Consider the following 15,319-nt stretch of genomic DNA (forward strand, 5'->3'; position numbering starts at 1 on the left):
TCGGAGTGACAGGATTTGAACCTGCGACCTCTACGTCCCGAACGTAGCGCTCTACCAAACTGAGCCACACTCCGATAACCGTACCGGACATCTTATCTGTCCGGTTAAATTCTTATTCAATTAAAAACTACGGATAGAGGACTCGAACCTCTACTAACAGAGTCAGAGTCTGCTGTGCTGCCATTACACCAATCCGCATCAATCATCTGTTAATATCTGTCCACCAGAATGAACAAAATATTATAAATTTTAGAAAACCAAATCGGAGTGACAGGATTTGAACCTGCGACCTCTACGTCCCGAACGTAGCGCTCTACCAAACTGAGCCACACTCCGATAACCGTACCGGACATCTTATCTGTCCGGTTAAGTCCTTATTCAATTAAGGAACTACGGATAGAGGACTCGAACCTCTACTAACAGAGTCAGAGTCTGCTGTGCTGCCATTACACCAATCCGCATCATCTGCATGTCCGCCCTGGTTCTCAACAGCGAACAAATTTATTATAGCAAATCTTTACGGAAATGCAAGCACTTTTTTACATTTTTTTAAAGAAAGTCATTTTGTGTACTTTTTCTACTTTTTTCTGACATTTTTCTAATGGAACTCTTTTATCATCTGATCATATTCCAGCCAGTCATATCCCTGCCTTTTGTACAGCTTCCAGGCTCTTTCATTTTCCTTCTCGACCTCCAGACGGAATCTTGTGACCCCTTCTTCTTTGTGTTCTTCCATATATCCGAAATACTCACTTCCAAGTCCTTTGGAGCGATACTCTTCCAATATATACAATTCCTCCAGCCAGTATACCATTCCGCCTGCCTCCTGTGAAAAGGTCTTGGCGATCAGTCCATATCCTGCGATCTCACCTTCCCATTCCAGGATAAAAAGCTCTGCATAGGTATCGCTCTTCATACACTCTTCAAATGTTTTTTCCAGATATGAATCCGGAACCGGATGATCCACTGCTGGCATCCGGTAAAAATCATGTGCCATTTTTATGTAAAATTCTTTATCTTCCGCTTTTATCTTTCTTATCATTTTCCGGTTCTCCTTTTATTATCCTCACGAAAAGAGGTCACTCCCTGTTCGCTTAGAAAGTGATCTCTTTTCCCATTCTTATACTCTGCATGATATCATGCACTGCTTTCATTTTCAATACCTCCTGCCCGGAGGCGGAATTTTCCGGAAATCTTATGAAAATCGTACAAATGGGTTCTCATATCTGGCAATATTCCCCAGCCTCTCCTCAATCCGTAGAAGCTGATTATATTTCGCCACCCTCTCAGATCTGCACGGTGCACCGGTTTTGATCTGTCCCGTATTGAATCCCACCGCCAGATCTGCAATAAACGGATCTTCCGTCTCTCCGGAACGGTGTGATACGATTGCCTGATAACCGGCTTTTTGCGCCATCTGAATCGCATCTACCGCTTCTGTCAGTGTCCCGATCTGATTGACTTTGATCAGAATTGCATTCGCGATCTCTTTTAAAATTCCGGCATTTAGCCGTTTTACATTGGTGACAAACAAATCATCTCCTACAAGCTGCATATCCAGTCCCAGCCTTGTTGTCAGAAGCTCCCAGCCTCCCCAGTCTTCCTCATCCAGAGGATCCTCAATGGAAAGAATCGGAAATTCTCCCGCCAGTTCTTCATAATAATCAATCATCTCTTCTGTAGATCTGGCTACCCGGTGTCCATGCATCCGGGCTTCTCCTTCGAATATATACTCTTTTCTCTCTTTATCATACAGTTCACTTGCCGCCACGTCCAGTGCAATCACGATCTGCTCTTTCGGCTTATACCCGGCCTTTTCAATTGCACGCATGATCATCCGGAGTGCTTCTTTTGTATCTGGAAGATTTGGTGCGAATCCTCCCTCATCTCCGACAGCTGTCGGATAATCGTACTGATCCAGGATCGAGCGAAGCATTTTATAAATCTCAGCACACATCTGAAGTCCCTCTTCAAAACACACTGCCCCGACAGGCATGATCATAAACTCCTGAATGTCAATAGAATTATCTGCATGTCTTCCCCCATTTAAAATATTCATCATCGGCACCGGCATCTGTTTTGCATTTACCCCTCCAAGATACTGATACAGCGGAATTTCAAGTGCATTTGCCGCTGCCCTCGCCACAGCAAGTGACACACCCAGGATTGCATTGGCGCCAAGGTTGATCTTATTATCCGTCCCGTCAAGTTCCAGAAGCATCTGATCGATCTTTGCCTGCTCCAGTACATTCATACCCAGGATTTCCCGGATGATCCGGTCATTTACATGCTCTACCGCATGTCTGACTCCAAGTCCCTGATAACGGTGCTGCCCGTCTCTTAACTCGATCGCTTCATATTTTCCTGTCGATGCCCCGGAAGGAACCATCGCCCTTCCTGAAAAATGACTCCCTGCAAGCACCTCTACTTCTACAGTCGGGTTTCCGCGCGAGTCCAGAATTTCCCGCGCAATAATATCTGTAACCGGTATATATTGTTCCATAATCCATCCTCCTTTTTTGCCTTTTAGTATGTCCTTTCGGGTGCTGAATCATGCACGAAAATCCCCGTATTTTCGTATCATCGTATACATTGCGAAAATGCTCTAAAACGGTTGACTTCATACATTTTCGGCGTTACAATACCAACGGAAATCGGGTGATATTTTTTCAGTATTTCATCCGTTTTCTGAAACTTTATGAATCAATCGGGGAATATAAAATGAGAGAAAAAATCAAAAATTTTATTGCAATGAGCGGAGCAACTCTGCTGATCGCAGTAGGGACTTATTTTTTTAAGTTTCCGAACAACTTCACATTTGGCGGAATCACCGGTCTTGCCGTACTGATTGCCAAAACCGGACTTATTTCTGCTGCCGACTTTTCATTCGTTGCCAACATGTCACTTCTGATTCTTGGCGCATTGATTCTCGGCAAAAAATTCGTTGCAAAGACAGCCTACTGCAGCGTCCTGCTTTCTGTTGCGCTTTCTTTATTTGAACGAATCTTTCCAATGAACCAGCCATTTACCAATCAGCCTATGCTTGAGGTAATGTTTGCGATTGCACTCCCGGCACTCGGTTCTGCAATCCTCTTCAATATCGGATCTTCCAGTGGCGGTACAGATATTATTGCCATGATCCTGAAGAAATTTACAAGTGTTGACATCGGACGTGCACTGGTTTGCTCCGACGTTGCGATCACCGTTGCAGGTTTCTTTATCTTCGACGTAAAAACAGGACTTTATTCCTGTTTCGGACTGATCATCCGTTCCTTCCTTGTAGACAGCTTTATCGAAAGTCTGAACCTTTCCAAATATTTCAACGTTGTCTGCAGTAACCCGGAACCGATCTGTGATTATATCGGCCACTCACTCGGTCGAGGCGCCACAATCTGTGAAGCACACGGAGCCTTTACCGGTGAACAGAAATACATTATTTTCACAGCGCTGAACCGTCAGCAGGCAATCAAACTCCGTAACTTTATCAAGGCAAATGATCCTTCTTCCTTTATTCTGATTTCCAACACCAGCGAGATCATCGGAAAAGGATTCCATAGCATTTAAAAGATTGTTATTTTTAAGACAATTTCCGCACTCTGTATGCTATGCACCTTCCCTCAGATATGCTATAATAATATAAGCAACCAGAATAAAAAGGAGTAATCATATGGAGACACAACTTAACTTGATTCCGGCTTCTGAGCATCCGACTGCGCTGGAATCACAGTGGTTAAATGCGATTAGTCCGGCTGATTTTATCAATAATAATAAGAACTTTGATGTTCTGATGATGAAGTATCGCTGTGCGATCCGCGAGATCCAGACAAAGCTTGAAGTCCTTGATGATGAGTTTTCAGCAGTAAACAAACGCAATCCAATCTCATCTATCAAATCCCGTGTAAAAAGTCCTGCCAGCATCTATGAAAAGCTGCGCAGACGTGACTTGCCATTTACAGAGGAAAGTATTGTCAGGAATTTGGACGATGTCGCCGGAATCCGGGTGATCTGCCCGTTTATCAGTGACATTTATGCAATTGCCAACCTGATCACTTCACAGGATGACATTACCGTTCTTAAAATCAAAGACTACATAAAAACACCAAAGTCAAACGGTTATCGAAGCTATCATATGATCGTTGAGATCCCCGTTTTCTTTACAGAAGGGAAAGCTCCAATGCGCGCCGAAATCCAGATCCGCACGATCGGAATGGATTTTTGGGCAAGTGTAGATCATCAGCTTCGTTACAAAAAAACAATCGGTGCTGACAAAGACATCGAGGCTATCGAAGCTGAACTTTTGAAATGTGCACAAACTGTAAGCGAGACGGACTGCCACATGGAAGAGATCAAAGACATGATCGGCGACTTTGAAAAAATCTAACCGGATAAAATTAAATATTCAAAAAGAGGAAGGTGTTCCATTCATCCGGAACCCTTCCTCTTTTATTTGCACCTGCTTTATCCTCTCTTTGTAAAAAGAATATCGTGATTGATCTGCGTGTAGAATGCTTTCTGCATATCCTGTTCTTCTCTTCCCATCAGCCACATCAGCTTTGTGATCACTGCTTCCAGCGTCATATCATAGGCTTCGATCATATTGAAATCCTGCTTAACTTTTTTCCCGACTTCATAGACCGTCATATTACTTCCCTCATTGGCAACCTGTGTTGTCATTACGACAAATTTGCCCTTACCTGACCATTTTTCCATCTCCTGATAGAATTCCTGAACAAGCGTCTGCGGAATACCACCTACGCCAAAGCTTTCAATTACCAGGCAGTCATAGTGTTCAAACAGATAGGACAGAATATCCGGCTTCATTCCCGGAATCAGCTTTAGTACATATACACTGTCCTTCATATCATAATAAAACTTAACTGCATGGCGGCACGGGATCTCCGGAATATACCGGACCAGGATACCATCCTGAATAACTGCAAGATACGGAAAATTGATACTCGAAAATGCATTATAACTCTTTGCATGCTCTTTCTTTGCACGTGTTCCGACAATTACCTTTCCGTCAAATACAAGGTTGACACCCTGGGAATCATCATCCGCCGCATAAATAAAGCTGTCCAGCAGATTTGTCTTCGCATCTGTCACATCCATATTGATCGGCTTCTGCGCTCCTGTAATAACAATCGGCTTGGCTGAATTCTGTATCATATAAGAAAGTGCCGCCGCTGTATATGCAAGCGTATCCGTACCGTGGCAGATTACAAACCCATCATAATATGCATAATTGTCTTCCACTGCTTTTACCATCATTTTCCAGTGTTCCGGTGTTACATTCGTGCTGTCAAGATTACACACCTGCTTTGTCTGAACCTCACATACATTTTTTACAGCCGGAATATAAGATAAAATATCCTCCGGTGTCAGTCCCGGTGCCAGTCCATCCTTTGTCTGACGGGATGCGATCGTCCCACCTGTACCTAACATCAAAATCTTCTTCATCTCTGATTGTCCTCTCTTCTACCTCATTATTATCCAAAATTTTTGTCAATCAGACTACAGTATTCTGCAAATGCTTCCGTCTCTGCAAATGCTTCCCGTAATGCTTCTCTGACACCTTTATAATACCATCCGATCGTTGCTTTGTCTTTCATCCGGAATCTGTTCCACAATTCCTCTCCACATACAGGATAATCCCGATCAATATCCCGCATATTCGACAGCTTGTCCGCAAGTCCGATCATCTGAACCTCAATTGGTGCTGTCTTAAGCCTTTCTATGGTTGCACTTTTTCTTTCCATCCAGGTCTTGGATTTATCTTCGCTTTCCTGTGATACGATTCCTGCAACTCTTGCTGAAAACATCGCTTTCAACACATTTGCATCCACACCCTCACAGTCCTCGATCGTATCATGCAGAATCGCTGCACTGATGATCTCCTCATCCTGTGTCATCGTGGATACTATCTTTCCTACTTCCATCGGATGTACAATATACGGTCTGTCGGTCCCCTTCCGATACTGACCTTCATGTACTTTGGTGGCAAAATCAATGGCTTCCTGTACCATGTTTTTCCTCCTCGCATCTGTATGACATTTTTTCAATACTTATCATAACACCAGCGTCTTTAAATCACAAGAAAATCAGTGTATAATATTGTCTGATTATGTAGAAAAAAACAACTGTAAAGTAATACTTATAAATAGCAAAAAGGAGTTTTTATAAATGAACAGAAAACAGATTCTTGTCACCGGCGCTTCCCGTGGAATCGGAAAAGCCTGCGCTATCCACTTTGCAAAAGAAGGATGGCATGTATTTTTAAACTGCCGCAAATCCATCAGTGAGTTGCAGGATACTGCTGATTTTATCACAAAGAAAACCTCCGGTTCCTGCGAAATCCTTCCAGGAGATGTAGGTGTTCCATCCGAAGTCAGACGTATCTTTGACCAGATTGAAATGTCCGGCTCCGGTCTTGACGTACTCATCAACAATGCCGGAATCGCATGGATGGGACTTCTGACGGATATGAGCGTTGAAGAATGGAACCGAATGATCTCCACAAATCTTTCTTCCGCATTTTACTGCTGCCGCGCAGCACTTCCTTACATGATCCATCAGAAAGCCGGACGTATCATCAATATTTCTTCGATGTGGGGAACTGTCGGTGCTTCCTGTGAAGTCGCTTATTCTGCCGCCAAATCCGGTCTGAACGGTCTTACCCGCGCACTTGCAAAGGAACTTGCTCCAAGCAATATCCAGGTCAATGCGATCGCCTGTGGTGTCATTGATACCGTAATGAACGATCTTCTGGATGCGGAAGAAAAAGCTGCACTCGCAGAAGAAATCCCTGCCGGACGTTTCGGGACACCGGAAGAAGTTGCGCTTCTCGCATGGCAGCTTGCAAATGCCCCTGCCTATCTTACCGGGCAGATCCTGGGCATGGACGGAGGATATATCTAACTCCTACTCCCAGATCTTGTCCCACTTCGCGTAAAGTGTAATACTGGATGCCGGGTATCTTTCGGATTCCCGGTTTTCCAGAAGCTTTGTCTGCTCCGTATATTTCTCATTCAGCTCATCTTCAAGTGTCCCATACTGCTCCTGTTTTGCAAGCTCTGCCAGTTCTTTTTCCTGCACAACTCCGTCATCAGTCCACGTATACCAGCCTTCAAATCGATATCCGTCTTTCACTGCCGTTGGCATACATCCTTCACTTAACCGGAGGCTCTGCCCATACACAGTATAATCTGCCGCAAATTTTCTTTTGTTCTTTCCTTTATTCTGCCCGGCTTCAAGCTCTTCACCATTTCCCCTTGTCGCAAACAGCCTTCTTCCTCCTGCTGTTGCCGTACCGTAATTCTCAATCTCACCACCTGCAGCGTCATAATAAATAACCGTATAAGGTGCCCAGACATATGCCGTACCAAACTTTTCTGTCTCTGGTCCTGTCCCGTTTCTGTCAAACCGGAATCCGTAATGGTATTCTTTTCCCTCATAAAAATAAGTGAAAAATCCTGGTATTCCTGCCGGGATCCCAACCTCCTGATTTACCGACTTGTGAAAATCAAACCGGATCAGCTCTGCTCCATCCGGTGTCTCTCCATCATCTGCGTAAACCGATATTCCTGCACTATTGCACGCCCAGACGATCACTCCACCAAGCATCACCGGCAGCAGATACCGACCTATCATCATCCAGATACTTCCAATCCGTCCCATACATGTCCCTCCTCATCCAAAAAGCAATAAATACCCATGTATATTTATATGCAGCCAGAATTTTATATATTCCCTCAAACAGGATCCTCCGATAGCCCCGAGCGAAAAATTGTAAAAAAATAAACTGATCAGATTCCATTGCACAAAAGTGAATCTGATCAGTTTATTTTTTTACAATTTGATGTCGCAGCCTGTCGATCTCATCCCTACTTCAAATCCAGTTCCACCGGACAGTGGTCAGACCCAAATACATCCGTCAGAATCTTCGCATCTTCCAGCCTGCTTTCCAGTGCTTTTGATGTACAGAAGTAATCGATACGCCAACCTGCATTCTTTTCTCTTGCCTTAAACCGGTAGGACCACCAGGAGTAGATCCCTTCTTTATCCGGGTAGAAATAGCGGTAAGTATCAATGAATCCCGCATCCAGAAGTGCTGAGAATTTTGCGCGCTCTTCATCTGTAAATCCGGCATTCTTCCGATTAGTCTTTGGATTCTTCAGATCAATTTCTTTGTGTGCCACATTCAAATCTCCGCAGAAGATCACCGGTTTTGTCTCTTCCAGCTTCTTAAGATAAGCAAGAAATGCATCTTCCCAGGTCATACGATAGTCAAGTCTTGCCAGTTCACTCTGGGAATTCGGTGTATACACGGTAATAAAATAAAAATCCTCAAATTCCAGTGTGATCACGCGCCCTTCCTGATCATGTTCTTCTATCCCAAGTCCGTAAGTAACTGATAACGGCTCTTCCTTTGTAAAAATTGCAGTCCCTGAGTATCCTTTTTTCACAGCCGAGTTCCAGTACTGATGATATCCCGGCAGATCAAGTACAAGCTGCCCTTCCTGCATCTTTGTCTCCTGCAGGCAGAAAATATCCGCATCTGCCTCTTTAAAAAAATCCACAAATCCTTTCTGCACACATGCACGGATTCCATTTACATTCCATGAAATAAACTTCATCTTCTCTTTCCTCCATTTCTTTGGTTTTTATTTTTCGCGGATCTTCTGTACCGCTTTTTCAAGCTCCGCTTCTGTATAAAAAACACGGTCTAAAAACAGTCCCTTCGCAGGTGCCGGAAAACCAGATTTCTTCCGGTCTTTTGCTTTCAAAATCTCCGGTATCTCTTCCGCTTTTATCTTCCCGGTTCCCACATCCAGAAGTGTTCCGGTAAGTATCCGGACCATATGATATAAAAATCCATCTCCAATCCACGATAACGTAAGTGTATCCTTTTCATACACGATCCCGACCGCATAAATCGTCCGTACCGTATCTTTGTCCTCTTTCAAATCTGTAAATGCGGAAAAATCATGGGTTCCCACCAGATACTCTGCTGCTTTTTCCATCGCACCGATATCGACCGGATGCGGAAAATGGAACCGGTATTTCCGATGAAATACTTCCATCTTATCACGCAGATCGATCCGATACTCATAGCATTTCCCGACCGCACTCTTTCTTGCATGAAAATCCCGTTTTTCTCTGCTGATATCCAGCACTCTGATATCTTCCGGGAGAAGTTCATTTAACTGCTTCTCAAAACTGTCCATATCAATTTCCTGTTCCAGATACAGACTGCACTCCTGCCCTAACGCGTGTACACCACTATCTGTTCTTCCGGAACCGCTGACCACCGTCTTTTTCCCTGTAATTTCCGAAATCCGCCGTTCCAGAATTCCCTGTACAGTGAGTTCCGTATTCTCCTGTCTCTGCCATCCACGATACGCCGTTCCATCATAGGCAACTGTTATCCGGTAAGTATTCATCCTTTTATAAAAGGGGCGAAAACTCTGCAAGTCCTCGTCCCTGTCACCTTTCTGTTATCTGTTTTTCCGATAAATGATCAGAAGTCCTTTCAGAAGCAGATCATCATCCAGTATGATCTCTCGCTTACAATACGGAACAATCTTTTTGGAAAGTCCGCCCGTTGCAATTGCTGTCACAGGCTGTCCAACCGCTTCCTCAATCCGGTCAATAATTCCATCAATCCCTGCAGCACTCGAATAAAGAACACCACTCTTCATACATTCGATCGTATTCTTTCCAACAATTCGCTTCGGTGCTTCCAGTCCAATTCCCTGAAGCTGGGATGCATTTTCTGTCAGCGCATTCAGTGAAATATTCACACCCGGATAGATCATTCCACCAATATAATTTTTCTTCTCATCGATCACACTGACAGTTGTCGCTGTTCCCAGATCGAAGATCATCATCGGTGCTTTATATTCCGCAATTCCGGCAACCGCATTTGCCACCAGATCACTTCCAAGCTGGGCCGGATTGTCCATCAGAATGTTCAGTCCGTTTTTCACACCCGGTCCGATGACCAGTGTCTCTTTTTTCAAAATCTTTTCGGCTGCTTCTTTTACGACATATGTAATCTGCGGAACTACCGAGCTGATGATCGCTCCTTCCAGTTTCTCCGGTTTGATCCCATGAATATCCAGAACCATCTTGATATCAATAGCATATTCCAGTTCCATCTTTGTCTTGATCGTGGAAAGTCTTTCGATAAAATAGGTTTTGTTATCATCCACGCATCCAAGTACAATATTTGTATTTCCTATATCAATCGCAAGTATCATTTTTTACACTCCTAATCTTTCCTGTACCCCTTTTTTCATCAGTGTTTTCCCAAGTACCAGCGTGATCACCGCCGCTACGATTGCCTCCGGAACCCCATTGATTCCGATAATGCTCAGAATAAATCCATATACCGCTTTTACGGTAACACCATTGGCTGCCGCATAGTCATTCCTGAAAAATACAAAAATAAGATTCATGACAAGAAGCGTATTGGTCAGTGCTCCGGAAAGTCCTGCCGCAACCAGTCCAACAGACGATACTCCGTTGTTCTTAGAAAGCTTCCTGATCAGACGGTAAACATAAAACGGTACTACACCGATCAGAATACGCGGCACAAAACAGATGATCAGACTTCCGATCCCTCCACTGTATTCACCCAGACTGTAAAATGGGGTAAATACGAATGATGTCAATGTCGGATTTATCGTATTATTGATAAAACTTGTAAGACCAAATACACCTCCAAGCGCTGCGCCCTTCTTCGGTCCAAGCATCAGAGATCCCATGATCACCGGAATATGGATGATCGTCGCCCTTGTAAATCCCAATGGGATATATCCGATAAACGGGGTGAATGCCAGCACTACAATAAGTGCTGCAAAGATTGCCATCTGTACGAGTCCCTTTGTTTTGGACATGGATGTAGTACGTTCATTGCTTTGATTCATTTTTCTTTTCCTCCTGTTACTATTCTCTTTACGAGATACAATACATTTTGGCTTTTTATTTATTCATGCACTCCAGAATCTTGTCCAGAATACAAGCTGCTGTCTCTTCCTTGCTGATCAGTGGAAGTGCAGTCTCATCTTCCTTCGTGATCAGTGTCATCTGATTTGTATCGCCCTGAAATCCTGCTCCGGCAACTTTAAGATTATTTGCCGCGATCATATCCAGATTCTTCTTTTCAAGCTTCTTTCTGGAATTTTCAACCATATTCTCGGTTTCCATTGAAAATCCACACAGAAACTGTCCGTCTTTTCTGTGCTCCCCGAGATATTTCAGAATATCGTCCGTCTTTTCCAGCTCCAGACTCATCTCACTGTCTGACTTTTTCACCTTTTCATCCGCAATATGCTTTGGCCGGTAATCTGCAACCGCTGCTGCCTTACACACAATGTCTGCATCTTCCGCTTCTTCCTTTACCGCCTCGAACATTTCCTTTGCGGTCGTGACCGGAACGATCTTCACAAACATCGGCTTTTTTATCTCTGTCGGTCCGGTGACAAGCGTAACATCCGCTCCTCTTGCCGCAGCAACGCGTGCAATGGCATATCCCATCTTACCGGATGAGTGATTTGTAATGTAGCGCACCGGGTCGATTGCTTCTCTTGTCGGCCCTGCTGTGACAAGAATTCTCTTTCCGGTCAGATCTTTCTCATAAGCAGTATCCCGGTAAATATATTCATACAAAGTCTCCGCTTCCGGCATCTTCCCGGCTCCGTTATCTCCGCATGCCAGATGTCCACTTGCCGGCTGGATCACTTCATATCCATAATGCTCCAGAAGTTTTAAATTATCCTGTACGACCGGATTCTCATACATTCTTGTGTTCATCGCCGGTGCAAGGATCTTCTTACATTCGGCACATGCCATCACAGTCGTAGTCAGCATATCATCTGCAATCCCGTGTGCCAGCTTACCGATCACATTCGCTGTAGCCGGTGCGATCATCACAATATCTGCCCATTTTGCCAGTGTCACATGTTCCACACTGTACTCAAAATTGCGGTCAAATGTATCGATCAGGCACTTATGCTGTGTCAGCGTCTCAAATACCAGCGGATTGATAAAATTCGTTGCATTCTGTGTCATCACAACTTTTACATCGTATCCTGTCTTTACCAGCATACTTGCCAGTGTTGCAATCTTGTACGCCGCAATACCGCCGGTCACGCAGAGCAATACTGTCTTTTTCCGTTCCATTTGTCTTTCCCCTTTTATTCTAATATTTTCTTCAGTTCATCCATGAATGTATTCACGTCTTTAAATTCCCTGTATACCGATGCAAAACGTACATAAGCAACCGGATCCAGCTTTTTCAGGCTTTCCATAACAATCTCACCGATCTGGCTGCTCGGAATTTCTTTCTCTTCCCGGCTGAAAATCGCTGTCTCAATCGAGTCGATCGTTGCCTGAATATCTGCTGCTGATACCGGACGTTTATAGCATGCCCGGAGTACTCCGCCTTCCAGTTTAGTACGGTCATACTGCTCCCGGTTGTTATCCTTCTTGATCACGATCAACGGTATGGTCTCCACCTTCTCATAGGTTGTAAAACGCTTGTTGCACGCATCACAGGATCTTCTCCTTCTGATCGTCGTTCCGTCATCTGCCGGTCTTGAGTCGATGACTCTTGTATCAATGTTACCACAATATGGGCACTTCATCTTTTTTCCTCCTGCCTGGTTCTTGATTGATTCTACTGCCGAATCACGCACATTTTTAATGTCTATAGTATAAATCCTGTATACAAGGTTGTCAACAAATTCACACTTTATCAATAAGCTATATAAGCCGGCTCTCCACCAGCTTCCATGCCTGTACGATCAGTGCCGCATGGTCACAGGCGATCCGGTCCGATTCTTTTACCTTATAATAGGTTTCTCTTACCAGACCGCTTCTTTCTCTCTTCTCAACAGCTGCTGAAATTGTAAGATCTGTGTCCTTATTTTCCAATGTCAGGCGATAAATGGTTTCTGTCCATTCTCCGTCCTCCTTCACCGATTCTGTCCGGCAATGAAGCTGCATCCATCTTGCATCCGCCGCATCATCGCCGGCCCGCACCTTTACCTGCCCTTCATTTACAACCGAAAGATACGCTGACGTGATGATCCGTGCTCTTGGATCACGGTCCACATTTCCATAGACTGCAAATTGCTCCATCGGAAGATCCGCCACGCCGGTCTCCTCGGTCAGTTCTCTTCTTGCCGTATCTTCCAGATTCTCATGGAGTTCAATAAACCCACCCGGAAGCGCCCACCAGCCAATGCTCGGATGATTCCGTCTTTTAACCATCAGGACTTTCCATTCTCCGTCCGCTTCCTTTCTTTTGCAGGAAAATATAACTGCATCCGTTGTCACACAAGGATTCTTATATTTATAAGGATCATACTCCTCCAGAAATTCTTCCAGTGTCTGTCCCTTTTCATTTTCGTTTCCGTTTCCCCGGAATGGCTCGATTTCTTTAAAAAATGCTGTCATTTTTCTTCTCTCCTTTGTCTTTTTACTTGTTCTCATTTATTTCACTGAGCAGTCTGTACTCTTCTTCCTCTTTTACTATTCTTATGATACCAGGGTCAAAAGCACGTAGCAATCTGGTATCAAAGGGGGGCAAAATACCTTTTGACCCCAACATCTTCTTATTTACACGGCTTCAGACATTTGTCCTCTTTAATTTCCACAAGAATAATATCCTCTCCAATCCTGCGGATACACTCAAACGGAATAATATACTCCGCATCATACCCAAGAAATCCACAGATTCTTCCCGGTCCCGGTACGATCAATGCTTCCACACACCCTGAACAGATATTGATCAGCAGATCGGCAACAAAACCAAGCCGCTTGCAGTCACACATATTAATGACCTCCCGCTCTTTTAATCCGCAAAATCGAATCCGTTCCTCTTTCATACTGCACCATCCACCGGACTTCTTATTATATTATATGAACATCTTCCCTTGTTGTCAGCATGTTTTGTGAAAATCCCCGTCCTTGTGCCATTTAGCTTCTGCCCACCAGTAATTCCTTTTTATACTGTGCATTTTTGCCAACTAATGATTGCAATTTCCATAAAAAAATACTATAATTTTTATATATTTTTTATCGCTGTTGTCTGCGTTATATGTTTTTCATACGCAGACAATTCAAATTCTGAGAAACAGAGGGATGTAATATGAAGAAAAAAGTTGTTGTTGCATTAGGACACCGCGCACTCGGAACCACACTTCCGGAGCAGAAGGTTGCCGTTAAAAAAACTGCAGTTTCCATTGCAGATCTTGTTGAAGAAGGATACCAGGTAGTAATCACACACAGTAATGGACCTCAGGTTGGTATGATCCATACTGCTATGAACGAATTCAGCACCAATCATCCGGATTATACCGCTTCTCCGATGTCAGTCTGCTCTGCTATGTCACAGGGTTACATCGGATATGACCTGCAGAACGCGATTCGCGAAGAACTGATCGAACGCGGCATCTACCGCAGCGTATGTACTGTTATCACACAGGTAACTGTTGATCCATATGACGAAGCATTCTACACACCAACCAAGGTTGTCGGACGTATCATGAGCGCAGAAGACGCTGCCGTTGAACGTAAAAAGGGCAATTATGTAGTAGAAGTTCCTGGTCAGGGCTTCCGCCGTGTCGTTGCTTCTCCAAACCCGGTTGATATCGTAGAAGTTGATTCCATCCGCACCCTTACCGATGCAGGACATATTGTAATCGCCTGCGGTGGTGGCGGAATCCCGGTACTCCAGCAGAACAATCATCTTAAAGGTGCCAGCGGAGTCATCGAAAAAGATCTTACTGCCGGCAAGCTCGCCGAGCAGATCGATGCAGACGAGCTCATCATCCTCACCAGTGTGGAAAAGGTATGCTTAAACCACGGAAAAGAAGATGAAGAAGAACTCGATACTATCTCCGTAGAACAGGCTAAGCAGTACATGAATGAAGGACACTTCGGAATCTACAATATGCTTCCAAAATTCCAGGCATCCGTAGGATTCGTAGAAAAGAAAGAGGGAAGAAGTGCTCTGATTACTTCTTTTGATACTCTGAAAGATGCTCTGAAGGGTAAAACCGGAACTGTTATTGAATAAATGTACAAAAGGGACGACATAAAGGACTCCGTTTTCTGTGGGTAGAAATGGTGAAGAGTCCGTAGAGAAAAAAGGCGCCAGTAATTTGGATACCGGGCTGATTCGCGGAATAATCCTGATGATTATTCCACTCAGCAGCCCTCTGGCTTTCGTGCTTGTAGCACGAAACCAGATCCGAATTACTGGTGCCTTTTTTCTAACGGACTCTAGCACCGTTTCTAATCACAGAAA

At 44.2% G+C, this 15,319-nt stretch carries 17 protein-coding genes and 4 tRNA genes; 4 read left to right on the top strand and 17 right to left on the bottom strand.

Annotated features, from left to right (window positions below):
- The 6 genes from G4407_RS12220 to eno form a co-directional block, all read right to left on the bottom strand.
- Nucleotides 1–74 (bottom strand) — tRNA-Pro (locus G4407_RS12220).
- Between the two features lie 53 nt (nt 75–127).
- Nucleotides 128–198 (bottom strand) — tRNA-Gln (locus tag G4407_RS12225).
- Nucleotides 199–262: 64 nt separating this feature from the next.
- Nucleotides 263–336 (bottom strand) — tRNA-Pro (locus tag G4407_RS12230).
- Between the two features lie 54 nt (nt 337–390).
- Nucleotides 391–461: transfer RNA gene (locus tag G4407_RS12235), tRNA-Gln, on the bottom strand.
- A 137-nt stretch (nt 462–598) separates the two neighbouring features.
- The gene (locus tag G4407_RS12240; protein ID WP_173689123.1) at nt 599–1,042 is read right to left on the bottom strand and encodes a GNAT family N-acetyltransferase; all 444 of its coding nucleotides are present in this window, start codon (nt 1,040–1,042) and stop codon (nt 599–601) included.
- Between the two features lie 153 nt (nt 1,043–1,195).
- Complete coding sequence (gene eno, locus G4407_RS12245; protein ID WP_173689124.1) at nt 1,196–2,503, bottom strand: phosphopyruvate hydratase; 1,308 nt, start codon at nt 2,501–2,503, stop codon at nt 1,196–1,198.
- Nucleotides 2,504–2,721: 218 nt separating this feature from the next.
- Here eno and G4407_RS12250 point away from each other — a divergent pair, with 218 nt between their 5' ends.
- On the top strand, nt 2,722–3,564 hold the full coding sequence (locus tag G4407_RS12250; protein ID WP_173689125.1) for a YitT family protein: 843 nt from the start codon (nt 2,722–2,724) through the stop codon (nt 3,562–3,564).
- Between the two features lie 103 nt (nt 3,565–3,667).
- A complete protein-coding gene (locus tag G4407_RS12255) occupies nt 3,668–4,381 on the top strand; it encodes a GTP pyrophosphokinase (RefSeq protein WP_243259134.1) in 714 nt (237 codons plus the stop codon).
- Between the two features lie 77 nt (nt 4,382–4,458).
- On the opposite strand, the gene G4407_RS12260 is transcribed toward G4407_RS12255, so the two are convergent.
- Nucleotides 4,459–5,460, bottom strand: coding sequence for an asparaginase (locus tag G4407_RS12260; RefSeq protein ID WP_173689126.1), 1,002 nt, complete (start codon nt 5,458–5,460; stop codon nt 4,459–4,461).
- 29 nt (nt 5,461–5,489) lie between these two features.
- On the bottom strand, nt 5,490–6,026 hold the full coding sequence (locus G4407_RS12265) for an HD domain-containing protein (RefSeq protein ID WP_173689127.1): 537 nt from the start codon (nt 6,024–6,026) through the stop codon (nt 5,490–5,492).
- A gap of 157 nt (nt 6,027–6,183) precedes the next feature.
- Between G4407_RS12265 and ymfI the strand changes: the two genes are divergently transcribed.
- Nucleotides 6,184–6,918 (top strand): elongation factor P 5-aminopentanone reductase, encoded by a 735-nt coding sequence (gene ymfI, locus G4407_RS12270; protein ID WP_173689128.1) that lies wholly within the window; start codon nt 6,184–6,186, stop codon nt 6,916–6,918.
- A gap of 3 nt (nt 6,919–6,921) precedes the next feature.
- Here the strand turns inward: ymfI and G4407_RS12275 are convergent, their stop codons facing one another.
- The 9 genes from G4407_RS12275 to G4407_RS12315 all read right to left on the bottom strand — a co-directional run bounded on the left by G4407_RS12275 (nt 6,922) and on the right by G4407_RS12315 (nt 13,880).
- Complete coding sequence (locus tag G4407_RS12275; RefSeq protein WP_173689129.1) at nt 6,922–7,677, bottom strand: hypothetical protein; 756 nt, start codon at nt 7,675–7,677, stop codon at nt 6,922–6,924.
- Between the two features lie 206 nt (nt 7,678–7,883).
- Nucleotides 7,884–8,636 (bottom strand): exodeoxyribonuclease III, encoded by a 753-nt coding sequence (locus G4407_RS12280; protein ID WP_173689130.1) that lies wholly within the window; start codon nt 8,634–8,636, stop codon nt 7,884–7,886.
- A 27-nt stretch (nt 8,637–8,663) separates the two neighbouring features.
- On the bottom strand, nt 8,664–9,443 hold the full coding sequence (gene truA / locus G4407_RS12285) for a tRNA pseudouridine(38-40) synthase TruA (protein ID WP_173689131.1): 780 nt from the start codon (nt 9,441–9,443) through the stop codon (nt 8,664–8,666).
- A 54-nt stretch (nt 9,444–9,497) separates the two neighbouring features.
- A complete protein-coding gene (locus G4407_RS12290; RefSeq protein WP_173689132.1) occupies nt 9,498–10,262 on the bottom strand; it encodes a type III pantothenate kinase in 765 nt (254 codons plus the stop codon).
- Between the two features lie 3 nt (nt 10,263–10,265).
- Nucleotides 10,266–10,931 (bottom strand): ECF transporter S component, encoded by a 666-nt coding sequence (locus G4407_RS12295; RefSeq protein ID WP_173689133.1) that lies wholly within the window; start codon nt 10,929–10,931, stop codon nt 10,266–10,268.
- Nucleotides 10,932–10,986: 55 nt separating this feature from the next.
- Nucleotides 10,987–12,186 (bottom strand): bifunctional phosphopantothenoylcysteine decarboxylase/phosphopantothenate--cysteine ligase CoaBC, encoded by a 1,200-nt coding sequence (gene coaBC / locus G4407_RS12300; protein ID WP_173689134.1) that lies wholly within the window; start codon nt 12,184–12,186, stop codon nt 10,987–10,989.
- Between the two features lie 14 nt (nt 12,187–12,200).
- Nucleotides 12,201–12,650, bottom strand: coding sequence for a transcriptional regulator NrdR (gene nrdR, locus G4407_RS12305; RefSeq protein WP_173689135.1), 450 nt, complete (start codon nt 12,648–12,650; stop codon nt 12,201–12,203).
- A 118-nt stretch (nt 12,651–12,768) separates the two neighbouring features.
- The gene (locus G4407_RS12310; RefSeq protein ID WP_173689136.1) at nt 12,769–13,464 is read right to left on the bottom strand and encodes an NUDIX domain-containing protein; all 696 of its coding nucleotides are present in this window, start codon (nt 13,462–13,464) and stop codon (nt 12,769–12,771) included.
- Nucleotides 13,465–13,622: 158 nt separating this feature from the next.
- Nucleotides 13,623–13,880 carry a PRC-barrel domain-containing protein gene (locus G4407_RS12315; protein ID WP_173689171.1) on the bottom strand — a complete coding sequence of 86 codons (258 nt, stop codon included), beginning with the start codon at nt 13,878–13,880 and terminating at the stop codon, nt 13,623–13,625.
- A gap of 278 nt (nt 13,881–14,158) precedes the next feature.
- On the opposite strand from G4407_RS12315, the gene arcC reads away from it, so the two are divergent.
- Nucleotides 14,159–15,088 (top strand): carbamate kinase, encoded by a 930-nt coding sequence (gene arcC, locus G4407_RS12320; protein ID WP_173689137.1) that lies wholly within the window; start codon nt 14,159–14,161, stop codon nt 15,086–15,088.
- Nucleotides 15,089–15,319: the final 231 nt, after the last annotated feature.

It is taken from the genome of Allocoprococcus comes (genome assembly GCF_013300725.1).
GTDB lineage: Bacteria > Bacillota > Clostridia > Lachnospirales > Lachnospiraceae > Allocoprococcus > Allocoprococcus comes_A.